The 23,899-nt window shown below is 71.2% G+C and carries 24 protein-coding genes; 15 read left to right on the forward strand and 9 right to left on the reverse strand.

What is annotated here, in order from left to right; genetic code table 11:
- The first annotated feature begins 84 nt into the window (after window positions 1-84).
- From FR742_RS05280 to FR742_RS05305, 6 genes are all read left to right on the forward strand, one after another.
- A complete protein-coding gene (locus tag FR742_RS05280) occupies window positions 85-654 on the forward strand; it encodes a single-stranded DNA-binding protein (RefSeq protein WP_148029883.1) in 570 nt (189 codons plus the stop codon).
- A gap of 889 nt (window positions 655-1,543) precedes the next feature.
- Window positions 1,544-2,737: a GGDEF domain-containing protein gene (locus tag FR742_RS05285; RefSeq protein ID WP_246640523.1), complete on the forward strand. Its 1,194-nt coding sequence runs from the start codon at window positions 1,544-1,546 to the stop codon at window positions 2,735-2,737.
- 86 nt (window positions 2,738-2,823) lie between these two features.
- Window positions 2,824-4,488, forward strand: coding sequence for an energy-dependent translational throttle protein EttA (ettA, locus tag FR742_RS05290; protein WP_148029885.1), 1,665 nt, complete (start codon window positions 2,824-2,826; stop codon window positions 4,486-4,488).
- A 120-nt stretch (window positions 4,489-4,608) separates the two neighbouring features.
- Window positions 4,609-5,118 (forward strand): VOC family protein, encoded by a 510-nt coding sequence (locus FR742_RS05295; RefSeq protein WP_148029886.1) that lies wholly within the window; start codon window positions 4,609-4,611, stop codon window positions 5,116-5,118.
- A 56-nt stretch (window positions 5,119-5,174) separates the two neighbouring features.
- The gene (locus FR742_RS05300) at window positions 5,175-5,576 is read left to right on the forward strand and encodes a Zn-ribbon domain-containing OB-fold protein (RefSeq protein ID WP_148029887.1); all 402 of its coding nucleotides are present in this window, start codon (window positions 5,175-5,177) and stop codon (window positions 5,574-5,576) included.
- Window positions 5,573-6,703: a thiolase C-terminal domain-containing protein gene (locus FR742_RS05305; RefSeq protein WP_148029888.1), complete on the forward strand. Its 1,131-nt coding sequence runs from the start codon at window positions 5,573-5,575 to the stop codon at window positions 6,701-6,703. Before FR742_RS05300 ends, FR742_RS05305 begins: the two co-directional genes overlap by 4 nt.
- A 43-nt stretch (window positions 6,704-6,746) precedes the next feature.
- Here FR742_RS05305 and FR742_RS05310 read toward each other — a convergent pair whose 3' ends face one another.
- Window positions 6,747-7,901, reverse strand: a complete 1,155-nt coding sequence (locus tag FR742_RS05310; RefSeq protein WP_148029889.1) for an acyl-CoA dehydrogenase family protein — start codon at window positions 7,899-7,901, stop codon at window positions 6,747-6,749.
- Between the two features lie 104 nt (window positions 7,902-8,005).
- On the opposite strand from FR742_RS05310, the gene FR742_RS05315 reads away from it, so the two are divergent.
- Window positions 8,006-8,608, forward strand: coding sequence for a TetR/AcrR family transcriptional regulator (locus FR742_RS05315; protein ID WP_148029890.1), 603 nt, complete (start codon window positions 8,006-8,008; stop codon window positions 8,606-8,608).
- On the opposite strand, the gene FR742_RS05320 is transcribed toward FR742_RS05315, so the two are convergent.
- Window positions 8,595-9,500, reverse strand: a complete 906-nt coding sequence (locus FR742_RS05320) for an SDR family oxidoreductase (RefSeq protein ID WP_148029891.1) — start codon at window positions 9,498-9,500, stop codon at window positions 8,595-8,597. The two genes, FR742_RS05315 and FR742_RS05320, sit on opposite strands and share 14 nt — an antisense overlap.
- 109 nt (window positions 9,501-9,609) lie before the next feature.
- Between FR742_RS05320 and FR742_RS05325 the strand changes: the two genes are divergently transcribed.
- Both FR742_RS05325 and FR742_RS05330 read left to right on the forward strand, forming a co-directional pair.
- Window positions 9,610-10,026, forward strand: coding sequence for a thioesterase family protein (locus FR742_RS05325; RefSeq protein ID WP_261808363.1), 417 nt, complete (start codon window positions 9,610-9,612; stop codon window positions 10,024-10,026).
- Entirely contained in the window at window positions 10,023-11,204 is a 1,182-nt protein-coding gene (locus FR742_RS05330) for an MFS transporter (protein ID WP_148029893.1), read from the forward strand. The genes FR742_RS05325 and FR742_RS05330 overlap by 4 nt, the downstream gene beginning before the upstream one ends.
- Here FR742_RS05330 and FR742_RS05335 read toward each other — a convergent pair.
- From FR742_RS05335 to FR742_RS05350, 4 genes are all read right to left on the reverse strand, one after another.
- Complete coding sequence (locus tag FR742_RS05335; protein ID WP_261808364.1) at window positions 11,197-12,717, reverse strand: glycoside hydrolase family 13 protein; 1,521 nt, start codon at window positions 12,715-12,717, stop codon at window positions 11,197-11,199. The genes FR742_RS05330 and FR742_RS05335 overlap by 8 nt on opposite strands.
- 5 nt (window positions 12,718-12,722) lie before the next feature.
- Window positions 12,723-13,103, reverse strand: a complete 381-nt coding sequence (locus tag FR742_RS05340; RefSeq protein WP_148029894.1) for a globin — start codon at window positions 13,101-13,103, stop codon at window positions 12,723-12,725.
- Window positions 13,104-13,118: 15 nt separating this feature from the next.
- A complete protein-coding gene (locus FR742_RS05345; protein ID WP_148029895.1) occupies window positions 13,119-14,096 on the reverse strand; it encodes a mechanosensitive ion channel family protein in 978 nt (325 codons plus the stop codon).
- 404 nt (window positions 14,097-14,500) lie between these two features.
- The gene (locus FR742_RS05350) at window positions 14,501-14,779 is read right to left on the reverse strand and encodes a hypothetical protein (RefSeq protein ID WP_148029896.1); all 279 of its coding nucleotides are present in this window, start codon (window positions 14,777-14,779) and stop codon (window positions 14,501-14,503) included.
- A gap of 306 nt (window positions 14,780-15,085) precedes the next feature.
- Here FR742_RS05350 and FR742_RS05355 point away from each other — a divergent pair, with 306 nt between their 5' ends.
- The 4 genes from FR742_RS05355 to FR742_RS05370 all read left to right on the forward strand — a co-directional run bounded on the left by FR742_RS05355 (window position 15,086) and on the right by FR742_RS05370 (window position 20,509).
- A complete protein-coding gene (locus tag FR742_RS05355) occupies window positions 15,086-16,630 on the forward strand; it encodes an XRE family transcriptional regulator (RefSeq protein WP_261808365.1) in 1,545 nt (514 codons plus the stop codon).
- On the forward strand, window positions 16,627-17,106 hold the full coding sequence (locus tag FR742_RS05360; RefSeq protein ID WP_148029898.1) for a GNAT family N-acetyltransferase: 480 nt from the start codon (window positions 16,627-16,629) through the stop codon (window positions 17,104-17,106). The genes FR742_RS05355 and FR742_RS05360 overlap by 4 nt, the downstream gene beginning before the upstream one ends.
- 279 nt (window positions 17,107-17,385) lie before the next feature.
- The gene (locus tag FR742_RS05365) at window positions 17,386-18,609 is read left to right on the forward strand and encodes a DMT family transporter (RefSeq protein WP_187281008.1); all 1,224 of its coding nucleotides are present in this window, start codon (window positions 17,386-17,388) and stop codon (window positions 18,607-18,609) included.
- Window positions 18,610-18,802: 193 nt separating this feature from the next.
- The gene (locus tag FR742_RS05370; RefSeq protein ID WP_261808366.1) at window positions 18,803-20,509 is read left to right on the forward strand and encodes a tetratricopeptide repeat protein; all 1,707 of its coding nucleotides are present in this window, start codon (window positions 18,803-18,805) and stop codon (window positions 20,507-20,509) included.
- A 67-nt stretch (window positions 20,510-20,576) separates the two neighbouring features.
- On the opposite strand, the gene FR742_RS05375 is transcribed toward FR742_RS05370, so the two are convergent.
- Complete coding sequence (locus FR742_RS05375; protein ID WP_148029900.1) at window positions 20,577-21,521, reverse strand: zinc-binding dehydrogenase; 945 nt, start codon at window positions 21,519-21,521, stop codon at window positions 20,577-20,579.
- Between the two features lie 89 nt (window positions 21,522-21,610).
- Between FR742_RS05375 and FR742_RS05380 the strand changes: the two genes are divergently transcribed.
- Window positions 21,611-22,240, forward strand: coding sequence for a TetR/AcrR family transcriptional regulator (locus FR742_RS05380; protein WP_261808367.1), 630 nt, complete (start codon window positions 21,611-21,613; stop codon window positions 22,238-22,240).
- A gap of 49 nt (window positions 22,241-22,289) precedes the next feature.
- On the forward strand, window positions 22,290-23,066 hold the full coding sequence (locus FR742_RS05385) for a hypothetical protein (RefSeq protein ID WP_148029901.1): 777 nt from the start codon (window positions 22,290-22,292) through the stop codon (window positions 23,064-23,066).
- On the opposite strand, the gene FR742_RS05390 is transcribed toward FR742_RS05385, so the two are convergent.
- Entirely contained in the window at window positions 23,054-23,518 is a 465-nt protein-coding gene (locus FR742_RS05390; protein ID WP_148029902.1) for an NUDIX hydrolase, read from the reverse strand. The genes FR742_RS05385 and FR742_RS05390 overlap by 13 nt on opposite strands.
- Complete coding sequence (locus FR742_RS05395; RefSeq protein ID WP_148029903.1) at window positions 23,515-23,868, reverse strand: helix-turn-helix transcriptional regulator; 354 nt, start codon at window positions 23,866-23,868, stop codon at window positions 23,515-23,517. The genes FR742_RS05390 and FR742_RS05395 overlap by 4 nt, the downstream gene beginning before the upstream one ends.
- Window positions 23,869-23,899: the final 31 nt, after the last annotated feature.

A 23,899-nucleotide genomic window follows, 5' to 3' on the forward strand; every position in this document is an offset into this window, starting at 1 on the left:
CGCTCGGCGGCTTCGCGGGCGGGCCGTGGTCGGCACCGTGGTCCCAGGTCGCGGGCGTCCGGCCCGCCACAGGGGAGGCAACGGATGAACGACATCTACGTCACGCTCACCGGCAACGTCGCGGCGGAGCCGCGTCAATACACCTTCGACGACGGTTCCAAGGTCACCTCGCTCCGGGTGCTCACCGCCCATCGCTACTTCGACAGGAAGTCGGGCCAGTGGGCCGACGGCGAGAAGGTCTGCTTCGCGGTGCGCTGCTGGCGCGCGCTGGGCGACAACGTCGCCCAGTCCGTACGGGTCGGGCAGCCGGTGGTGGTGTCGGGCAAGCTCCGCATCCGCGAGTTCGGCCCTGAGGGCGACCGGCGTTTCATGCCCGAGGTCGAGGCCTCGGCCGTGGGCCACGACCTGCGCTGGGGCACCGGCACCTTCGTCAAGCCCGAGCGGGCGGGCGGCGGCCCAGTGAGCAGGGAGATGCGCGACCGCCTCGACGAGGAGACCCAGGACTGGGCGATGGGCGCCGCCCGCAAGGGGCCCGGCATGGTGGTCAGGGAGATCCCGGCGGACGAGGCCGCGGTGCGCATCATCGGCGCCGACGACAACGAGAAGGAGTCCGAAGACGCCGAGTGGCCACAGGAGGAGCGAGCCGCAGCCTGATGCCCCGTCCATGGCGGCGCGCCATTTCCGGCGTCCGGCCAGGTGGTCCGGTGCTGGTGGTGGCGCGCCGATCCTGGCGTTCGGCCGGGTGGTCTGGCGCTGGAAGTGGCGCGCTGCCTCCGGCGTCCCGCCAGGAGGGCCCGTGCCGGAACGGCGCGTCGATCCTGGTGTCCGGTCAGGTGGTCCGGTGTTGGTGGTGGCGCGCCGATCCTGGTGTCCGGTCAGATGGTCCGGTGCCGGAAGTGCGCGCCGATCCCGGCGTCCGACCAGGAGGTCCGGTGCCGAAACGGCGCGCCGATGTCGCGTAGTCGGTGGCGGCGTCCGGCCGGGATCTCACCGGCTCTCCGCATGCGCCCCCGGGGTTACGGCGGGATGAGCGGGCCGGGGGCATGTCTCACGGTGCCTAGCCCGGGGGTTTCCCGAAGAGGTCGATGAGATGACCTCGGCGTTGGCGAGAGGTCGCGCGGGTGGTGCTGGAACACGAGGGATGCGGGAAGACGAACAGGTGCCGGCGGGCCCCGGGAAGGTGGGGGGAGGGGGCATCGGTGGCGCGCTGAGTGGTGAGCGCCGGGGCCGATGGGTCGCCCGCGTGGAGGGCAAGGGCGGTCGTCAAGTCCAGATGACGCCCCGCATCATGATGTGCTCCCTTCGCAGTGGCTTGTTCGCGGAAGCGAACCGTGTCCACATCTAGCCAACCACATAACCTCTGCGGTTTCTCTGGCAAAGCTATCGTTTCCCATCGCGCACCGCACACTCCGCAACTATTGTGTTACACATCGTTAGTGGGAGGGGAGACCACATGGCGGCGGCCAGTCACACCTCGATAAAGCGACGTGACGGTCTGTCCGCATTGGTCTCCCGATGGCCATTTCTCGGCCAACGCCGGGCCTTGGTCGCCTACATCAGCGTGATCGTCGTCGCCGACCTGGCCGCGATCGCCGCGACGGCCCTCACCACCCCCTTCCACTGGCGCAGCCTGATGGTCTTCGCGGCGCTGATGGGCTGCGGCGCGGTCTGCATCGAGGCCACCCGACGGCTCGGCATGCCGGCGGGGGTGTCGCGTGACCTGCTGTCGGCCTGGTGGCTGCCCGTCGCGCTGCTGCTGCCGCCGGTGTACGCGCTGCTCGCGCCGATCGTGCTGCAGACGCTGCTGCAGCTGCGGGTCCGGGCGGCGGTGCTGCACCGGCGGGTGTTCAGCGCGGCCGCGATCGGCCTGGCCGGGTGCGCGGCGTCCCTGCTGTTCCACGGGCTGGCCCCGGAAGCCTGGCCGCTCTCGGGGAGCGACAGCGCCACCATCATGCTGGCTATCCTGGCCGCCGTGGTGTTCGCGCTCATCAACACCGCCCTGATCGCGATCGCCGCCCACACCGCCAACCCCGACCTCGGCTGGCGCGCGGTGCTCTGGGACCGGGAGAGCTTCACGCTGGACGTGGTGGAGCTGTGCCTCGGCGTCACGGTGACCGTCGGGTGCGGCCTGCACCCCATCCTGCTGCTGCTCGCCCTCCCCCCGGTCGTGCTGCTCCAGCGCAGCCTCCTGCACGCCCAGCTGCAGGCGGCGGCCCGCACCGACGCGAAGACCGGCCTGCTCAACGCCGCCGCCTGGCAGCGGGAGGCCGACACCGAGATCGTCCGCGCGCGCCGTACGGGAGAGACGCTCGCGCTCCTGATCATCGACATCGACCACTTCAAACGGGTCAACGACGCCCACGGGCATCTGGCCGGAGACCTGGTGCTGGTCAACGTGGCGGACGTGCTCCGCGGCCAGTTGCGCGACTACGACCTGGTGGGGCGCTTCGGCGGCGAGGAGTTCGTCGTGCTGCTGCCGGGGGCCGACCTGCACGAGGCCCGCCGGGTCGCCGAGCGTCTGCGTGCCCGGATCGGCCGCATGTCCGTCCCCGCCGACGAGGCGGTCATCTCGGTCACGGTCTCGGCGGGCGTCGCCCTGATGTCCGAGCACGGCGACGACCTCATCGAGCTCCTGGCGGCCGCCGACCTGGCCCTCTACCGGGCCAAGGAGCTGGGCAGAAACCGCGTCTGCGTCCCCGCCGTCCCGCCCCGTCTCCAGGGCGACCCGGCCGGCTGACCTCGCGGCTCCCCGGCAGGCCCGGCCAGGAAGGCCCTTCGCCGTCGCGTTCGGAAGCTCGGGCGGGAGCCCCTAAGCTAGATACCATGCCGGAGTACATCTATACGCTTCAGCGCGTGCGCAAGGCGCATGGCGACAAGGTTGTCCTTGACGACGTCACCCTGTCGTTCCTGCCAGGGGCCAAGATCGGTGTCCTGGGGCCCAACGGCACGGGCAAGTCGACGCTGCTCCGGATGATGGCCGGTCTGGAGCAGCCGTCCAACGGCGAGGCGCGGCTGATGCCGGGCTTCACCGTGGGCATGCTCCAGCAGGAGCCGCCTCTCAACGAGGAGAAGACCGTGCTCGGCAACGTCCAGGAGGGCGTCGCCGAGACGATGAGGATGCTCGAGCGCTACAACGAGATCGCCGAGCAGATGGCCACCGACTACAGCGACGAGCTGCTCGACGAGATGGGCAAGCTGCAGGAGCAGCTTGAGCATCGCAACGCCTGGGATCTCGACAGCCAGCTGGAGCAGGCGATGGACGCCCTGCGCTGCCCGCCGCCCGACGCCGACGTGACGACGCTGTCCGGTGGCGAGCGCCGCCGCGTGGCCCTCTGCAAGCTGCTGCTGGAGGCGCCCGACCTGCTGCTGCTCGACGAGCCGACCAACCACCTCGACGCCGAGAGCGTCCAGTGGCTGGAGCAGCACCTGGAGAAGTACGCCGGCACCGTCCTGGCCGTCACCCACGACCGCTACTTCCTCGACAACGTCGCGACCTGGATCCTCGAGCTCGACCGCGGCCGTGCCTTCGCCTACGAGGGCAACTACTCGACCTACCTCGAGGCCAAGGCGGCCCGGCTCAGGGTCGAGGGCCAGAAGGACGTCAAGCGCAAGAAGCGCCTCGAAGACGAGCTGGAGTGGGTCCGGTCCAACCCGAAGGCCCGCCAGACCAAGAGCAAGGCCCGGCTCCAGCGCTACGAGGAGATGGCGGCCGAGGCCGACAAGCACCGCAAGCTCGACTTCGACGAGATCCAGATCCCGCCGGGCCCGCGCCTCGGCACCACGGTGATCAGGGCGGAGGATCTCACCAAGGGCTTCGACGACCGCCTGCTGATGGAGAAGCTCACCTTCGACCTGCCGCGTAACGGCATCGTCGGCATCATCGGCCCCAACGGCGTCGGCAAGACCACGCTCTTCCGCATGATCACGGGTGACGAGCAGCCCGACGGCGGCGCCATCACCGTCGGCGACACCGTCAAGATCTCGTACGCCGACCAGAGCCGGGGCGGCATCGACCCCAACAAGAACGTGTGGGAGGTCGTCTCCGACGGGCTCGACCACATCAAGGTCGGCAACGTCGAGATGCCGTCGCGCGCCTACATCGCCGCGTTCGGGTTCAGAGGGCCCGACCAGCAGAAGAAGGCGGGCGTGCTGTCCGGCGGCGAGCGCAACCGGCTCAACCTGGCGCTGACTCTGAAGCAGGGCGGCAACGTGCTGCTGCTCGACGAGCCCACCAACGACCTCGACACCGAGACGCTGTCCTCGCTGGAGAACGCGCTGCTGGAGTTCCCGGGCTGCGCCGTCATCACCTCCCACGACCGGTGGTTCCTCGACCGGATCGCCACGCACATCCTGGCGTGGGAGGAAGGGTCCAACTGGTTCTGGTTCGAGGGCAACTTCGCCGACTACGAGAAGAACAAGATCGATCGGCTGGGCGCCGACGCGGCCCGCCCGCACCGGGTGACCTACCGCAAGCTGCACCGCGACTGATCGCGTGGTTCCACCCGAGATCCCGCACGGAGACCGTCTCCGTGCGGGATCTCGCGTTTCCGGGGTGCGCGAGGGATGTCTAGAATCAGATTCTAGATTCGCTGAGGGGAAGGAGTCCGGGTGGAGCTCGAACTGGACGGCGTCGAGGTGGCCTTCGACCACACGGCCGTGGCCGCGCCGCGCATCAGGGACCTGCTGCCCATCTACCGCGACCTGCTCGGTGGGCGGCACCTCGGGGGCGGGGGCGACAACCGGCAGGCCGGATACCGGACCCTGCAGCTCACCTACACCAACGGGAGCAAGATCGAACTGATGGAGCCGCTGCCCGGCTCGACGTTCTTCGACAGCTTCTTCGAGCTGACCCGGGGCAGGGGCGGCGTGCACCATCTCAACTTCCACGTGAGCGACATCGACGCGGCCGTGGCTGAGCTGAGGGGGAAGGGCTACCGCCTGCACGGGCTGAACCTGTCGGATCCCCGCTGGCGGGAGGTGTTCCTGCACCCGAAGGAGGCGCACGGGGTGCTGATCCAGCTCGCCCAGGTGGGTCCGCGCCCGGACGGGCCGAGGGTGACGCTGGAGCAGGTGCTGGCCGGCGAGGGCAGGAACGGGAACGGGATCCCGAGCCCTTGAGCAAACGCAGAAGAAAAATCTAGAGTGGGGTTCTAAAACCGAGAGGCGGGAGCCCCATGAAGCCCGTACCACGCCCCACTCCCGACACCCAGCCCTTCTGGGACGGGACGGCGGCCGGAGAGCTCAGGATCCAGCGCTGCCTGGCCTGCGAGCGTCACTACTTCTATCCCCGGCCGAGCTGCCCGCGCTGCGGCTCCGGCTCCGTCGAGTGGGTGCGGGCCAGCGGCAGGGCCACGCTCTACTCGTACGTGATCAACCACCGGCCGGCGCCCGGGTTCGAGGGGCCGTACGCGATCGCGGTGGTGGAGCTGGAGGAGGGGGTGCGGATGATGACGAACCTGGTCGGCGTCGAGCCCGCGCCCGAGAACCTGGAGCTTGACATGCCGCTGCGGGTGACGTTCGAGGAACGCGGCGAGGTGCACGTGCCCCTCTTCGAGCCGGCGGGCGGTGCCCAGTGAACCCGGTGATCGCGGGCGCCGCCGAGACCGACGCGGTCGGCAGGCTGCCCGGCCACTCGACGATGGAGCTCCACCTGGAGGCCGCGCGCAACGCGCTGGCCGACGCGGGCATGACCAAGGACGACATCGACGGCATCGCCACCGTCGGCACCCCGGGCCCCATCCAGGTCGCCCACGCGCTGGGCATCACCCCGTCCTGGCTCGACGGCACCGGGGTCGGCGGCTCGTCGTTCCTGTTCCACGTGCGCCACGCGGCCGCCGCCATCCGGGCGGGGCTCTGCCGTACGGTGCTGATCACGCATGGCGAGTCGGGCCGGTCCCGGATCGGGGCGCCGCGGTTCTCGATGGCGCCCGACTCGCTGATGGGCCAGTTCGAGATGCCGTACGGGGTGATGGGCCCGACGACCACGTTCACGCTGACGGCGCTGCGCTACATGAAGGAGTTCGGCCTCACCCACGAGCAGCTCGCCGAGGTCGCGGTGGCGCAGCGGCGCTGGGCGCACCTGAACCCGCGGGCGATGCACCGCGACCTGATCACGGTGGACGACGTGCTGGCCTCGCGGATCGTCGCCTACCCGTTCCACCTGCTGGAGTGCTGCCTGGTGACCGACGGCGGCGGCGCGCTGGTCGTCACGAGCGCGGACCTGGCCCGGCGTGACGACCCGGTCTACCTGCTGGGCTCGGGCGAGGCGATGGACTCGCCGATGATCTCGCAGATGGAGGACTTCACCACGGCCAAGGGGTTCCGCCTGTCGGGGGAGGCCGCGTTCGCCGAGGCGGGCATCTCGCACGACGACGTGGACCACCTGATGGTGTACGACGCCTTCGCGCACGTGCCGATCTACGGGCTGGAGGACCTGGGGTTCGTCAAGCGGGGCGAGGCCGGCGCGTTCATCGCCGAGGGTCACACCTCACCCGGCGGCCGGCTGCCCCTGAACACGAACGGCGGCGGCCTGTCGTACACGCATACCGGGATGTACGGGATGTTCGCCATCCAGGAGGCGGTGCGGCAGCTGCGCGGTGAGGCGGCCGCGCAGGTGCCGGGGGTGGAGGTGAGCGTCGTGCTGGGGAACGGCGGCATGTTCGCCTCGGCCGCCACGCTGGTGCTGTCGAACCGGCTGCCGTGAGGCTTCAGGAAGCGGTGGTACACCGCCGCTTCCTGAGCCGGGGTCATTCCCCGATCGTGCCGAGCCGGGCGTGGCCCTTGATCAGGTTGCGCGCGATCGTGCGGCGCTGGATCTCGTCGGTGCCCTCGAAGATGCGCAGCAGCCGCAGCTCGCGGTACCACCGCTCGATCGGCAGCTCCTTGGTGTAGCCCATGCCGCCGTGGATCTGCAGCACCCGGTCGACCACCTGGTTCGCCATGACCGCGCCGTTGAGCTTGGCGATCGAGGAGGCGTGCCGGGCGTCCATGCCCTGCTGGACGCGCCAGGCCGCGTAGAGCGTCAGCCACTTGGCCGCCTCGATCTCCACCTGCGAGTCGGCGATCATCCACTGGATCGCCTGGTATCCGGCGATCGCCTGGCCCATGGACTTGCGGATCTTCGCGTACTCGACGGCCATGCCCAGCATCCGCTCGGCCGAGCCGATGGCCCTGGCGGGGATCATGTAACGGCCCTGGCCGATCCACTGCATGGCCAGCTCGAAGCCCTTGCCCAGCTCGCCCAGGATGTTCTCCTCCGGCACCCGGACGTCCTGGAACACCAGCGACGCGGGCCCCCACTCGCCCATCGTGGGGATCGGCTCGGACGTCCAGCCCATGTCGCGGTCGACGAGGAAGCAGGTGACCCCGTACGGCTCGGCGACGGCGAACACCATGACGAAGTCGGCCTCGCTGCCGCCGGTGATGAACGTCTTCTCACCGTTGATGACCCACTCGGCGCCGTCGCGTACGGCCCTGGCGCTGATGTTGCGGGCGTCGGAGCCCGCGCCCGGCTCGGTGATGGCGAAGCAGGAGCGGCGCTCGCCCTCGATGGTGGGGATCAGGTAGCGGCGCTTCTGCTCGTCGGTGCCGGCGTACAGGATGTTGTCGGCGCTGCCGCCGAAGGTGAACGGCACGAACGTGCGGCCCACCTCCATGGCGATGATCGCCGACATGATGGGGCCGAGCGCGGCGCCGCCGTACTCCTCGGGGGTGTTGATGCCCCACAGGCCGGTCTTGCGCGCCTTGTCCCGCAGCTCCTGGGTGACGCCGGGGTCGAGCGCGGGGTGGCCGGCGCGCTCGTTGCGCAGCACGTCCGGCTCCAGCGGCATGATCTCCTTCTCCACGAAGGCCCGGACGGTGTCCCTGATCTGCCGTTCCTCGGTGCTGAGCGAGAAGTCCACGGCCGCCTCACTTCCTAGAACAAACCTCTAGGAGAAGGTTCGGCTCTCGTGCGGCAGGCTGTCAAGAATATGATTCTAGAATTTCTCGCCTCTAAGATGTTCGCATGGCACGCAAGACCTCGTGGGAATGGAGCCGTACGGCGCAGACCCGCAAGAGCATGCTCCAGGCGGCGCGGGAGGTGTTCGGCGAGCACGGCTTCGCCGAGGCCGGAGTCTCCGAGGTCGTCGCCCGCGCCGGCTCCAGCGTCGGCAGCCTCTACCACCACTTCGGCGGCAAGACCGAGCTGTTCCTCGCCCTCTACGAGGACCATCAGGCGGCCCACGAGCAGGCCGCGGGCGCCAGCGTGGCGCGGGCCAAGCAGGAGGGGGTCACCGACCCGGTCGAGCTGCTCATCGCCGGCGCCCGCGCCTACCTCGACGGCGCGTGGGAGCGGCGCGACCTGGTCCGGCTGTTCATCGACGGCGACGGGCCGCCCGGCTTCGAGCTGATCCGCCGCACGCGCAACCGCGAGTGGGTACGGCAGAACGCCGTGCTGCTCGGCTCCGGCGGCGACCCGCTCGACCGGTTCACCGTGACGGTGCTGACCAGCATCATCGGCGAGGCCGCCCGCGAGGTGGCCACCAGCGACTCCGAGGAGGACGCGCGCGAGGTGGCCGAGGCGGCGATGACGCTGATCCGCCGCCTCGACCCGCTCAGGATCCGCTAGCCTCCCGGCCGGGGATCTTCCCGTTGGTCAGCGCGTTCGGCGCGGCCTTGTCCACCAGCGCCGGGATCACCGCGCCCAGCTCCGCCGGGTCCCAGCGGGAGCCCTTGTCCACCTCCGGGCCCGCGTGCCAGCCCTCGGCCACGCTGATCCGCCCGGCCCGCACGTTAAACACCCGGCCGGTGACGCCGCGCGACTCGGCGCTGCCCAGCCAGACCACGAGCGGCGCCACGTCGTCGGGGTCCGCGTCGGCGTCGCCCGGGATGATCCCGTCGGTCATCCGGGTCAGCGCGGTCGGCGCGATGGCGTTGACCGTGACGCCGTAGCGCTCCAGCTCCCTGGCGGCGATGACGGTCAGGCCCGCGATGCCCGCCTTGGCCGCGCCGTAGTTGCCCTGGCCCGGGTTGCCGTAGATGCCGGAGGACGAGGTGGTGTTGATGATCCGGGCGTCGACGGGCCGGCCGGCCTTGGCCTGCTCACGCCAGTAGGCGGCGGCGTGGCGCAGCGGGGCGAACGTGCCGCCCAGGTGCACCCGGACCACCGCGTCCCACTCCTCGGCGCTCATGTTGAACAGCATTCGGTCGCGCAGGATGCCGGCGTTGTTGACCAGCACGTGCAGGTCGCCGAAGCGCTCGACAGCGGCCTCGACCAGCCGCCGGGCGCCGTCGAAGTCGGCGACGTCCTCGCCGTTGACGATCGCCTCCCCGCCCATGGCCTCGATCTCCGCGACGACCTCCGCCGCCGCCCCGGACGAGCCGGTGCCGTCCACCTCGGCGCCCAGGTCGTTCACCACCACCTTGGCGCCCTGCCGGGCGAACTCCAGCGCGTGCCCCCGGCCGATGCCCCTGGCCGCGCCCGTGACGATCACCACGCGGCCCTCGGCGATCCCGCTCATCTCGACACCTCGATCCCTCGGCTGACTGATGCGAACAAAATTCTAGTAAGCAAATCTAGAAATGGTAGGCCCTGTAGGGGTCTTGACGGCGAACCGGTACCGTTGCCTCGTGGTTGAACACTCCCTGGCGCAACGGCACGTCTTCCTCCGAATGGTGCGATTCGCGGACATCGACTCGCAAGGACATGTGAACAACGTCCGCTTCTTCGACTACCTTGAGGACGCCCGCTGGGGAATGCTCCACGTCGACCCGTACAAGGCGGGCGAACCCCCCTTCAAGGGCCTGGTCGTGACCCGCCACGAGATCGACTACCTGCGGCCGCTCGGCCTCCGCGCGGAGCCGGTCCGGGTCGAGTCGTGGGTGACCGAGATCAGCCCGGTGCGCTTCACGCTGAAGTACGAGATCCTCGACGACGACGAGCTGTACGTCACGGCCACCTCCAAGCTGGTGGCCTACGACGCCGAGCGGGCGGCACCGCGCCGGCTCACCGAGGACGAGATGGCGTACCTCAAACGCTTCGCGTGAGCGCCCCGCACCGACGGCGCTGGCTCATGCTGGCCCTCGGGGTCAACGCGCACGCCGGCGTCACCCTCGGCCTGGCCGGACTGCCCCTGGTCATCCCCGACATCCAGCGTCATTTCGGCGTCTCCCTGCCGGTGGCCGGGATCATCGCCAACGCGCCCGGCATCGGCATCCTGCTCGCCCTGGTCGCCTGGGGCGCGCTGGCCGACCGGTACGGCGAGCGGCTGATCCTCGGCCTGGGCGTCGGCGGTGCCGCCCTCCTCTTAGCCGCAGCCTCCTTCGCGGGGAACGCCTGGGCGGTGGTCGCGCTGCTCGCCGGGGCCGGGGCGGCGGGCTGCGCCGCGATGGTGGGCGGCGGACGCATCGTGCTGCGCTGGTTCGAGCCGCCCGAGCGCGGCGTGGCCATGGGAGTGCGGCAGGTCTCGTACACGCTCGGCATGGCCGTGGCCGGGTTCACGCTGCCGCCCGTGGCGCGGGCGTACGGCATCTCCGGCGTCATGCTGGTCTGCGCGGGCGTGAGCCTGCTGGCCGCCGTGCTGGCGGGCGTGTTCCTGGCCGAACCGCCGCACGCCGTCGCCGGGGCCGCCAGGAAGCCCGCCGGGTCCCCGTACCGGCAGCCCGCGCTCTGGCGCGTGCACGCCACGAGCGGGCTGCACGTGGTGCCGCAGGTCGTCGTCGGCACGTACGGGGTCGCCTGCCTGGTCGAGGTGTACGGGTGGGACGGCGTGGCGGCCGGGCAGCTGTTCGCGGGGGCGGCCGTCGCCGGGGCCGCCACGCGGGTCGCGGCGGGCCGCTGGTCCGACGTGACCGGACTGCGGATGGCGCCGCTGCGCCTGCTCACCCTCACCGCGCTCGCCGCCCTCGGCCTGCTGGTGCTCGGCACGTACGCGGGATCCGGGCTGGGCGTGGCCATGCTGGCGCTGGCCGCGGTGATCACCGTGGCCGGGAACGGGCTGGCCTACCTCGCCGCCGGCGAGCTGGCCGGGCCCGCGGCGGCCGGCCGGGTGCTCGGCGTCCACAACACGGTGCAGAACACGGTGGCGCTGGCCGTCACCCCCCTCGCCGGACTGCTGATCACCCAGTCGGGCTACTGGGCCGCCTTCGCCGCGGGTCTGGCGTGCGCGCTGGTCTCGCTACCGGTCATCCCGGTCCGCGACGAGCGCGCCACCCGGGCTAGCTGACGGCGCGCCGGAGCCAGACCGCCGTGTCGGGCGGCAGGCTGCCGCCGACCGGGCCGCTGGACAGCAGCACGCTCTCGTGCGGCGGCAGCGGCGCCGGCTCGGTGCCGCAGTTGATCGCGCACACCAGCGGCCCGCGCGCGAATACGAGCACGTCCTCGGACGACTCCAGCCATTCCAGCCCGTACGGTACGGTCCGGGCCAGCTCCCGCCGGCAGGCCAGGGCGCGCCGGTAGAACTCCAGCATCGAATCAGGATCGCCGGTCTGCCGGGCCACGCTCAGCTCGGCGAACTCGTCGGGCTGCGGCAGCCACGGTTTTACCCCCTCGGGCGAGAACCCGTACGAGTCGCCCCGAGCGGACCACGGGATCGGCACGCGGCAGCCGTCGCGGCCCGGCAGCTCGCCCTTCGAGCGCTTGAAGACCGGGTCCTGCCGCGCCTCCGGAGGAAGATTCTCTACCTCAGGGAGTCCGAGTTCCTCCCCTTGGTAGAGATATGCCGACCCGGGGAGGGCAAGTGTCGCCAGGAGAGCGGCCCGCGCCCGCGCCATGCCGGTGCCGGGGTCGGCCGTGCCGTAACGGGTGCGGTGGCGTACCACGTCGTGGTTGGACAGCACCCAGGTGGCGAACGGGACCGTCGCCACCGTGTCGTCGATCACCTTCCTGAACGCGGTCGCCGACCAGGGCGCCTGCAGCCAGGCGAAGTTGAAGCTCTGGTGGAGCTCGTCCGGGCGCACGTACAGCGCGAGGTCCTCCAGCGTGTCGGTCCACACCTCGCCCACCGCCATCCGCTCGTCCGGGTAGGTGTCGAGCAGCGCCCGCCAGTCGCGGTAGACGTCGTGGACCTCCGGCTGACCCCAGACCGGGGACTTGGACATGAACGACTGGTCGCGCACGTCCGGCAGGTCCTCCGCCTTGAACAGCCCCATCGCCACGTCGATGCGGAACCCGTCGACGCCCTTGTCCAGCCAGAACCGCAGGATGTCCAGGAACTCCTCCCGGACCTCGGGGTTGCGCCAGTTGAAGTCCGGCTGTTCGGGCGCGAACAGGTGGAGGTACCACGACCCGTCGTCCACCTGGGTCCAGGCCGGGCCGCTGAAGGTGGACTGCCAGTTGTTGGGCCGGTCGCGGAAGATGTAACGGTCGCGGCCCTCGCCCCGCAGCGCGGCCTGGAACCAGGGATGCTCGGAGGAGCTGTGGTTGGGCACGACGTCCACCAGCACCCGCAGGCCGAGCGCGTGCGCGTCGGCCACCAGCGCGTCGAAGTCGGCCAGCGTGCCGAACAGCGGGTCGACACCGCGATAGTCGGCCACGTCGTAGCCGCCGTCGGCCATGGGGGAGGGGTAGAAGGGGGTCAGCCAGACGGCGTCGACCCCCAGGTCTCTCAGGTAGGGCAGGCGTTCACGTATCCCCGCGAGATCGCCGACGCCGTCTCCGGAGGCGTCGGCGAAGCTGCGGACGTAGATCTCATAGACGACGGCATCACGCCACCAGGGGATGTCCATGTGGCGTGTCATGCCCGCTACGTCGGAGAGTTCACCAGGCTGTGGGCGGCGTTGACCAGATAGGTCCAGAGCCGGCTCTCCTGCTCCTCGGTCAGGCCGAGGTCGTCGACGGCGTCACGCATGTGCTTGAGCCAGGCGTCGCGCTCCTGCTGGCCGATCACGAACGGCACGTGGCGCATCCGCAGCCGCGGGTGCCCGCGCTGCTGGCTGTAGGTGCCGGGGCCGCCCCAGTATTGGACGAGGAACATGCGCAGCCGCTCCTCCGCGCCGGCGAGGTCGGCCTCGGGATACATCGGGCGCAGCAGGGGATCTTCCGCCACCCCTTCGTAGAAACGGCGCACGAGCCGCCGGAACGTCTCCTCGCCCCCGACGGCCTCGTAGAAGGAGGTTTCAGTCACGACCCCAGCCTATGCTCAGCCGACCATCGCAATGTCCGCCGCGTCGAGCGCCGCCTTGACCCGCAGCCGCAGCTCCCGCGCCACCTCTCCCTGCCTGGCCGGCAGGGTCTTGGCCGACAGGCGGAAGACCATGCTGCTGTCGGAGAGCTGCTCCACGCCGAACACCTGCGGGGGCTCCACGACGGCCGCCTCGCGCAGCTCGGCGTCGGCCCACATCTCCTCGGCGACGTTCTCCAGCACCACCCGCACGGTGGTGATGTCGCTGTCGTAGGGGACCGGCACGTCCACGTAGGCGCGCGACCAGCCCTGCGACTCGTTGCCGACGCGGGTGATGGTGCCGTTGCGCACGTACCACACCCGGCCGTCCTCGTCGCGCAGCCGGGTGACGCGCAGGGTGACCGCCTCGACGGTGCCGATGGCGGCGCCCGCGTCGATCACGTCACCCACTCCGTACTGGTCCTCCAGCAGCATGAACATGCCCGCGATGAAGTCCTTGACCAGTTCCTGGGCGCCGAAGCCGATGGCCACGCCGAGGATGCCGACGCTGGTGAGCAGCGGCGCGATGGGGATCGTCAGCCGGTCCAGCACGGTCAGCAGGGTCGTGCCGATGATGACGATGGTGGCGATGTGCCGGAGCACCGAGCCCATGGTCTCGGCCCGCTGTTTGCGGCGCTCGTGCAGCAGGGCGTCCACGCCCGCCGTGACCGTGCCCTTGCGGAAGCGGCCCACCGGGCGGTTGGCGGCCCGGTTGATGACCCGCGTGATGACGCGGTTGACGATGTTGCGCACCAGGAAGCCGATGATCAGGATCAGCACGATCGTGATCGCGCTGGCCACCAGCGGCGCCCAGCTCGCGTTGTCCATCCAGCCGGCCAGCACTGAGCAGAGGAGTGTGTCCCCCTCGCAGATCTCCGCCATCTTGGTGCTCACCTCGTCGAGGTCCGGGACCATGGAGGTGGTCGGTTCGGGCGACGGCGGCGACAGCAGGAACACTGAAGGGTCCTCCTCGGAAAACGATTCGACCGGCGGTACGGGGCCGGATACGCCCCAAATTTACCGCCGGTCGAACCGGCCGCCGTCACATCACGCCGGGGAAGACGGGGTCATCAGGCCCTGGGCCGCGGAGGGAGGAACCTGACGCTCCGATGACGGTCGGCTCGGACGGGTCACGCACCCGGAAGCGTGTCCCGTGCCGTCTCCGGGGAGGGGGCCCCGAGCGCTTTCCGGCCAGGCCGAAAAGCGGGTCTCGATAGTTACGCAGAGTAACCGGAGTCGGCGGGACGGCCAGAGTCCGCGCTGGTGCGCGGCTCTCCGCACCGGCCGTCCCGCCGGCTCCGTGGAGCCGCGGTGATGACGGTGAGCCGCGGTGGCTGCGCTCCACCCGGTTCACCGCCCGGTCACTCTCCCACCGCGGCGAGCACGCGGGCGACCTTGGTCGCCGCACCGGCCGGGTCGTCGACGGTGTGCAGCCGTTCCCCCCAGGACCAGCAGTACCACCAGTCGGGAATGTCGGTCGCGACGCGACAGGTGACGTTCTCGGACAGGCTCGTCGCCTTCGGATTGATGACCCTGACGAAGACCCTGCCACTCTGGGTCCGGACCACTCGCGCGAGCAACCCGCGGGCGTCGAGCTCCGACACCAGGCGCTCAAGATGCCCGAAGTTGTCGTCCCCCACCTTTCGTCCTCCCTCGAATCGTTGCGGTGGGCCAAAGATGACTCATGTCGGCTGGTTGCGCAACGCGACATACATGCTCACGGGGAGTCGCCTTGTCACTCCCGGAATGTAAGAAACAGTCCGCCGGAGGACGATCCTTATCCCTAGCCTTCAAGGAGGCGTTTTCAACACGCCATCATTAGGCCATAGTCGAGGCTAGGCGGACCGCAACCTGGACGCTACTCTCAGTGACTAGGGTGATGAGCCGGTCGGGACACATGCGTGAGAGGGGCCGGGATGTCCGGCAGACAGCACAGGGAAACGGAAATGGCTCGTCGGATCAGGGCCAAGGGCCTTGCCGTCGGCCGCACCGCTGCCCAGATCGCTGAAGAGATCCACGAAACCTGTGGCGCGCAGTTCGGCACAACCAAGATCAAGGGTCACCGCCTGGCCCACGGCATCGCGCTCGCCGACGTCATCGAACAGGTCAGAGCGCTGTTCGAACGCGACGAGAAGCCGGCCCCGGGCATCGGGGAGACCCTGCTGTCGGCGTACGAGAGCGGGCTGAAACGCCCCGGCCCCGAATACCTCCACTATCTGTGCACCGTCTACCGCGTCGAGCCCCCCTCGCTCGGCTACGACGGGCCGTGCATCTGCGGCCATGGCCACCGGATGCCCGGCGTCCTCGCGGGCGGCGCCGACGTGAACGGCCGTCACGGCGCGGCGCTGCCCGAGCCGACCGAGCTGCGCACCCCCTCGCTGCACCCCGACAAGAACGTCGACAGCGAGGAGGACGAGAACATCCTCCGGCGTGCGCTCCTCAACCTGCTGACCAACAACGACGCAGGGGCCACCAAGCTCACCGGCCCGGTGCTGGGCGCCTGCGAGGGCATCCGCCGGCGGATGGACTACACGCTCGTGTCGTCCACCGTCTCTCCCGCCATGCTCGACCAGTGGGAGGAGGCCACGCTCGCGTTCGGCCGGCAGTACACGACCACGGCGCCGCTCCGGCTGCTCTGCGACGTGCTGCTGGAGCTGAGCGCGGTACGCAACGCGATGACCCGGCGCCAGCCCATCGACCTGCAGGAGCGGCTGTGCCGGATGGCCGCCCAGCTCTCCGGGCTGAGCGGCATGATCATGATCAACCTGGGCGACCACCGGCTCGCCCGGTCGTTCTTCCGCACCGGCCGCACCGCCGCCGACGAGACCGGCGACCGGGCCCTGCGCGCGTGGGTGACCGCACGTGAGGCGCTCGTCCCGCTCTACTACGGCGACGCCCGCGAGGCGCTCAACCTCGCCAAGAAGAGCCGCGACCTGGCAGGCCAGACGCCGTGCGCGGCGCAGGCCATGGCCCCGGTCGTGGAGGCCAGGGCGCTGGCCATGCTCTCGGGCACCGACAGCCGCAAGGAGGTCGTCGACCAGGCCAAGCGCGCGCTCGCGCGGGCGCGCAACGCCTTCTCCCACATCAAGGGGAAGGAGCGCGAGGACATGGCCTTCGGCTACACGGAGAAGCAGCTCTACTTCTACCAGGGTGACGTGCTGACCAAGCTGGGGCAGACGCTGGAGGCCGACCTCGTGCTCGACCAGGCGCTGCACCAGTACCAGGACCACATCCTGGACCAGACGCTGATCAGGCTGGACCAGGCGCAGTGCCGGCTGATCGAGGGCGAGACGGGCGAGGCGCTGCGGATCGGCACCGAGGCGCTGCGCCTGCTCGGGCCCGAATATCGCACCGACTTCATCATGCGTCCGGCCCTCGCGCTGCTGCAGGCGATCCGGGCCCGTGAGCCCGGCCACCCGGGCCTGGCCGCCTACGAGGAGCAGGTGCGGTCCCCGCAGCCCGTCGGGGGAGAAGGGACCGGCGGTGCATGAGGATCCGCCGCTACCGGTGGTCTGACCTCGACGCCATCCTCGCCCTCCATCAGATCTGCCTCGCCGAGGTGGGGCTGGTGCCGGGCGACGGGGTCTACTACGACGACGACTTCCCCCGCATCCAGGAGATCTACCTGGCGTGCGGGGGCGACTTCCTGGTCGGCGAGGCCGACGGGAGGGTCGTCGCCATGGGCGGGCTGAAACCGGTCGACAGCGCGACCGCCGAGGTGTGCCGGCTGCGCGTGCACCCGGCGTTCCAGGGGCGCGGCCTCGGCTCCGCCATGCTCTCCGCGCTCGAACAGCGCGCGGCCGAGCTGGGTTTCCGCCGGCTGAGCGGCGACACCACGCTCAACCAGGGGGCCGCGCTGGTGCTGTACGAGCGGCACGGGTGGCGGGAGGTCGCGCGGGAGCAGGTGGGCGAGCTCACGGTCGTCTACGGGGAGAAGCGACTGGCACCCGCACCTGCTGAAATTTAAGGATATGTCGGAGAAAGCGCCCGTTTCGGGCGCTTTCTCCTTTTGATGTACGCGCTGGGCGGTTGGCAGATACGGCCGAAGAGGGGGCGGTGGTATGTGGGGAATTGCCGGATCTCCGGATTTAGAGGATAAGGATGTCCGGTCCTTCGAGTGAGGCTCTTCACTCCCGGTGGTAGAGGAACATCACCGCAGACCATCGGCGATCCGGCCGCCGTGATCCGTAGTGAGATGCTTCCGAACATGGCAGTCGTGCCCGCTCCCCGACCCCTCATGGGAGCCGTGCTTCTGTTGTTCGTCAGCGCCGCATGGGGGTCGGCCTTCCCGCTGATGCAGGATCTCATCCACCGCTTACCAGTCGAGGATCTGCTCGCCGAGCGCTACACGCTGGCGGCTCTGACGCTGCTCCTCATCCGTCCCAGGTGCCTGTGGGGGCTGTCGCGGCGGACGTGGATCAACGGGGTCATCCTGGGGGTCATGTTCGGGGTGGGGCAGAGCGCGCAGGCCGTGGCCCTCTACAGCCTGCCCGCGGCGGTCTCGGGGTTCGCCGTCGGGTGCAGTGTCGTGATCACACCGGTCATGGCGCTGGCGCTGTTCAAGGCCAAGGTGCCGTACCGGGTGTGGATCGGGGTGGTGCTGGCGATGGCCGGCATGACCGTGTTCACGCTGCTGCGCGGCATCGAGGACGGCGGCTTCTCGCTCCTGGCCCTCGGGGTGACGCTCTGCGCCGCGGCGCTGTACTCGGGTCACACGCTGCTGCTGGGCCGCCTGTCCAGGAAGGGCGAGCAGTTCGACGCGTACGCGCTGACGGTCATCCAGCTCGGGGTCATCGGCCTGCTGACCGGCGGGCTGGCCGTGCGCGACGGGATCACGCTGCCTGGCGAGACGTCCGACTGGGTGGTGCTCGGCCACCTGTCCGTCGTGTCGTGCGCGCTCGGCTTCCTGGCTCGCTCGTACGGGCAGGCGTACGTGTCGGCGGTGCCCAGTGCCGTGCTGATGTCGTCGCAGCCCTTCTGGGTGGCGGCCATCGCGGTGATCTGGTTCGGCGAGCAGCTGGGCTGGAGCATGCTGCTCGGGGGCGGGCTGATGGCGGCGGCGATGCTGCTGGCGGTGCCGTCGCCCGGGGCCGCGCTGGACGAGCCCCAGTCGCGCCGCCGTGACCTGCTCATGGTCTCGCGGCGGGCGTCCCGGGTGCTGGGCGAGCTGAAGGTCAAGCGGGGGGACCCGCTGATGCTGAACGGCAAGGTGCCGCCGGCGCTCCCGCCCGGTCCGTGCGGGGGCGCCGACGCGTGCCTGTGGCCTGGCCGTGCGGCCAAGGGGACGGGGGAGCCGAGCCTGGAGCGGCTCATCGAGCGGGCCAGCCGCATCGTCCGGGCCAGGAACGAGAACGCGGAGGGGTGCTGCGATTCGGAGCCGCGGCTGGGCCGTTGCCTGTGTGAGCTCATGAACGAACCCGGCGACAAAAGATCGGGGGCGACGTACCCCTGCCGGTTTCGGCCACAATAGGGGTATAGGCGGGAGAAATAATGAACGCTTCTCAGTAATTATACTCTGACTTATTGGGTATATATCTTGATATTCGCTGGAGTGTCCGAATAATGAATATTACTCCAGTGAAGAGGTGCATGATGAAGCGCATCGTCGTCCGCAAGCCCGGAACCGCGCGGCTCGGTGGGACCTCCAGCGTCATTCACAAGGGGTGACAGAGGAACGGTCCCACCTCAGAGCTCCGGGCGGTCCGCCCGTACGGTTCGGGAACGCGCGGCTGCTGATGCCCGTGATCGACGGTCATCGGCAGCCGCTCGGCCCCTACACCGTCGGCGCGGCGCTTCTGGGGGGACTGGTGCCGGAGGCCCTCGACCGGCGCCCCGAGCTGGTGGCCGAGCATGACATCGAGATCAGGGCCGTCGCGCCCGCGCTCGCGGATCTCGTGCCCGCCAGGCGGGTGACCCTCGACGCGCGGCTGTCCGACGAGGAGCGCATCCTCGTCCCCGCGCCCCGCCGCACGCTCCGGCTGGCCAACGGAGTCGCCGAGTTCGTCCGGCAGGTCGTGGAGCCCGGCCTCGCCCTGGCCGTCTGCAACGGGGACCACGCCGACCCCACCGACACCGAGCTGCTCGACGTGCTCATGCGCAGGATCCCGCCGGCCGTCCTGGCGATCACCGTGTACGCGGACGGCCCGGAGCCGCCGCCGGACACGCGGGACGCCGCCGAGCTGTGGACGCTCGTGGACCGGTGCGTACGAGAGGGTTTCCTGCACGCGGTGGCCGAGCTGGGGCAGCGCGCGCTGACGCTGGCCGGGCCCGGCGGCGAGCCGTGGTGGCGCCTCGCCCAGCGCACCGCGACCGCGCTCGGCGGCCTCGACCGGCGGGCCGAGGCGCGCGTCGTGTGGGAGGGGGCGCGCCGGTCCAGCCAGGACCCGGCCGTGCACGCCGCGACCGCGTACGGGCTGGCCATGCTGGACGCCCGCGACCCCGACCGGGCGCGGCGCGACCTAGGCAGGGCGCGCGGGTGGATCAACCAGGCGATCGCCATCTCGACGCTGCTGCCCGACCCCGGGCAGCGGGCGTTCAAGCTCGGCTTCGACCGCAACGGGCTGGCGCTCGTCGAGCTGCGCGAGGGCCGCCTGTCCGAGGCGCTGGCGCTGGTCGAGTCGGCCATCGAGCTGGCCGGGGAGCTGGGGGAGCGGCACCCGGTGCACCGGATGGTGCTGCTGGCCAACCGGGCCCAGCTGCTGGCCGGGCTGGGGCGGACCAAGGAGGCGCTGGAGGACTTCTCCGCCGCCATCGCCGTCGACCCGATGTTCCCCGACTACTACGTGGACCGCGGCAACCTGCTGTTCAAGCTGGGCCGGCACGCCGAGGCGCTGGCGGACTACGAGTCGGCGCTGGCGGCCGGGCCGCCGCTGCCCGAGGCGCACTACAACCGGGCGGAGCTCCGCATCGCCCAGGACGACGTGACGGGCGCGCTGGCCGACCTGGCCAGGGTGATCGAGCTCGATCCCGCCTACGTGGACGCGTACATCAACCGGGCCGGGCTGCTCGCCGCGCTGGAGCGGGACGCGGAGGCGCGGGCGGACGTCGAGGCCGGGCTCGCCTGCGCGCCCGGGAACCCGCACCTGCTCACGGTGCTCGGCCAGCTGGAGACCGCGGCGGGACGGCTGCGGGAGGCGCGCCGGGCGCTGGACCTGGCGATCGACCGGGCGCCCTCGCTGGTGGCCGCCTGGGGCAACCGGGGGGTGCTCCGGTACGAGGCCGGCGATCCGGCCGGGGCGGTCGCCGACCTGACCCGGGCGATCGAGCTGGGCCCCCAGCCCGACCTGTACGCCAACCGCGCGGTCGCCCTGCGCGCACTCGGCCGCACCGAAGAGGCCGAAGCCGACGAAGCCCGCGCGACCCACCACTGACCCAACCCCGGCTCCACTGCCACGTCCCCTCGCCGAGGGAAAGCGTCCCCGGTTGCCCGCCGCGTGGTCAGGCGTCGGCGGAGGGTGCGGTAGTGAGGAGGGTTTTGCCGGTTACCTGGCGGGCCTCGATGGCGGCGTGTGCTTCGGCGGCTGACTCCAGCGGGAGCACCAGGCCGATCGTGGGGCGGAGCCGTCCCGCCGCGGCCTCCTCCAGCGCGGCCCTGGACAGCTCGCGCAGGTCGGTGGCGGGCCAGGGGACCGCCGTCACGCGCGGGCCCGGAGTGGTCATCGGGCCGCCCGCCATGCCGTAGACGCTCATCCGGCCGCCGTCGCGCAGCAGCGTCTCGGCGGTGGCGCCGATCTCGCCGCCCACCCCGTCGAAGACCACGTCCAGCGCACCTGTCGCGTCGCGGACCCGGTCGGCCCAGCCCGGCTCGGTGTAGTCCACGGTCAGCTCGGCGCCCAGCTCGGCGGCGAGCCCGCGCTTGGCCGCGCTGCTCGCCGCACCGATCACCCGGGCGCCGGCGGCCACCGCGAGCTGGACCAGGAGGCTGCCGACGCCGCCGCCCGCCGCCTCCACCAGCACCCACTCGCCCGGCTTCGGCCCGGCGGCGCGGGCCAGGCCGATGGCGGTGCGGCCGTCGGCCAGCAACGCCACCGCGTGCTCCGGCGAGACGCCGCCGGGGATCGGGATCAGGTCGCCGGCGCCCGCCACGGCCAGCTCCGCGTAACCGCCGTAGCCGCCCAGCGTGCTCACCACCAGGGCGCCCACCAGCGACCCCGTCACGCCTTCGCCCACCGCCCGCACGGTGCCCGCCACGCCGTTGCCGAGGATCGCGGGCAGCTCGGCGGTGCGCGGCCCCCGGTCGGCCCGTACCTGCGTCTCCACGAACGTCACACCGGCGACCGCCACCTCGATCAGCGCCTGCCCGGGCCCGGGCACCGGATCGGGCACCTCCTCGGCGACCAGCGCCTCCGGGCCGCCGAACTTCCTCAACATCACCGCACGCATGACACACCTCTCCTCAACCGGAGCGCTCCGCTCCGATCGCGACGGTATATCGGAGCGCTGCGCTCCGCAAGGCGGCTATCCTGTACGGCATGAGCAGGCGCGGCAGGCAGGCCGAGGCGGCGCGCAACGACCTGCGGCTGCTGCGGGCCGCGCACGAGGTGTTCACCACCCAGGGCTTCGACGCCCCCGTGTCGGCCATCGCCAAGCGCGCCGGGCTGGGCATGGGCAGCCTCTACCGCCGCTACCGCACCAAGGAGGAGCTGCTGCAGCGGCTGTGCCTGATCGCCATGGATCGGGTGGTGGAGGCGGCCTCGGCCGGGCTCGCGGAGGACGACCCGTGGGAGGGGTTCGCCGGGTACGTGCGGGCCTGCGTCGGTTTCGGGTCCGGGGCGCTGGCGCCGGTGGCGGGCACCATCGAGGTCACCGGCGAGATGTCGCGCACCGCGAGACAGGCCACCGAGCTGGCCGGCCGGCTCGTCGCGCGGGCCCGCGAGGCCGGGGCGCTGCGGGCTGACGTGACGGAGCTGGACGTGTCGCTGCTGATCGAGCAGTTCAGCAGGCCGGCTCCTGGGCCACCGGACGAGCTGCAGGACCGGTTCAAGCAGCGGCTCCTGGCCATCGCGCTCGACGGCCTGCGCGCCCCCGGCGCCACGCCCCTGCCCGGCGACCCGCCGTCACTCGACTGGTACGAAGGCCGCTGGACCCCCGACACTTCGTGAGGCATCGGAATGCCCTGCCCGGACGGGCCTTGGGGACTACCGTGGGTGCGTGGGCTTCAACGAGCTGCTACGCGATCTCCAGCCGGGCGCGAGCGCGCAGACGGCGGGCATCAGCCGAGGGCACGGCGGCCCGCCCGCCCGGACCCTCGCCGTCCGCTCCGGCCCGCACCGGCTGCGCTGCGCCTCCCTGCTCAAGCCGCTGTACGCGTGGGTCACCGCGGGTCGCATCCCCGACGCCGAGCGATGGCGACGCCACGCCGAGCCGGCCGTGGTCATCTCGTCCAACGCCGACACCCGCAGCCTGTGGCTGGCCGTCGGGCCGCTGGTCATCCTGGACGACATCTACCAGCGCACCGGGGTCTCCTGGCCGATGCACAACGGCGACCCGTCCAGGTTCGGGTCCATCGAGGTGGCCGCCGACGAGGTGGCGACGGCGTACGCGGCGCTCGCCCAGGCGGCGCTGGCCGGCGACCCGGTGGCCGGCGACGTGCTGGAGTGGATGCGGCAGGTGGAGGGTCAGCAGGCGTTCGGCGTCAGGGAGGCGCTGGCCGCGCCCGGGTCGGGGGTGAAGTGCGGCTGGTTCGGCGAGCCCGACGAGACCTGCCTGCGCACCCACGCCGTGGCGGTGCTGCCGTCGGAGGACACCCGCGCGACGGTGGTGGTCGCGCTGACCGCGCAGCCCTACGCGGACGCGGGCGAACGCGACGCCTACCGCGCCGACGTGCTGGCCGGGCTGTCCGTCGAGGCCGAGCACGAGCGTGTGGCGGGGCCCCTCCTGCGCTCGCTCCTGACCATGTCGCTGACCGAACTGGGCTACCAGGCGTGACCGTCCGGACGGTCGCACCGCCCGGTGAGCTCCTCGATCACCTCGGCCAGGTTCGGCGGTTGCACGCTGTCCGGCAGGTCTTCCGCCCAGACGCAGCCCAGGTAGGCCTCGCGCTCCTCCTCCGTGAGCTCGCCGGGGTCCACCGGCGGGCGGGCCTCGGGGAAGCGGGCGAGGTAGAACCGCTCGCTCTTGACGTAACGTACCCCCAGCCACGGGAAGTCGCGGTCGACGGCGACCCAGCGGTCCTCGACGGCCGAGCCCGGCAGGCCCGTCTCCTCGGTCAGCTCGCGCCGGGCGGCCTGCAGGGGCGTCTCGCCGGGGTCGAGGCCGCCGCCCGGCGGCTCCCACAGGTCGGCGCCGCTGACCTTGTCGTGCCAGTGGAGCAGCAGCACCCGGCCGTCGCGGTCGAGGCAGACCACCCTGGCGGCCGGGCGGGCGCTGACGGCCGTCACGTCTCGTCCTCGTCGAGGACCAGGGCCAGGAGGCCGGGGAAGCGGGCGTCGAACTCGGGCCGGCGCAGCCGGTTGAGCCGGCGCGCGCCCTGTTCGCGCTGCTCCAGCAGCCCCACGCCGCGCAGCACCGCGAAGTGGTGGCTGAGCGTGGACTTGGCGACCGGCAGGTGGTGGAAGGCGGCGCAGGCGCGGCTCCAGTCGGGCACCCCGGCCAGCTCGCGGACGATGCGACGGCGGACGGGGTCGCCGAGCGCGTCGAGGGCCGCCTGGAGGGTCGCCTCGGCGGGGGAGACGTGGACGGGGCCGCGTGTCGTGTTCGATGGGGATCGAACGTCGGTGTAGTGTTCCATCTCGATCGAACATCTTAGTCGCGAGGAGCGC

This window comes from Nonomuraea sp. C10, assembly GCF_008017515.1.
Taxonomy (GTDB): domain Bacteria; phylum Actinomycetota; class Actinomycetes; order Streptosporangiales; family Streptosporangiaceae; genus Nonomuraea; species Nonomuraea ferruginea.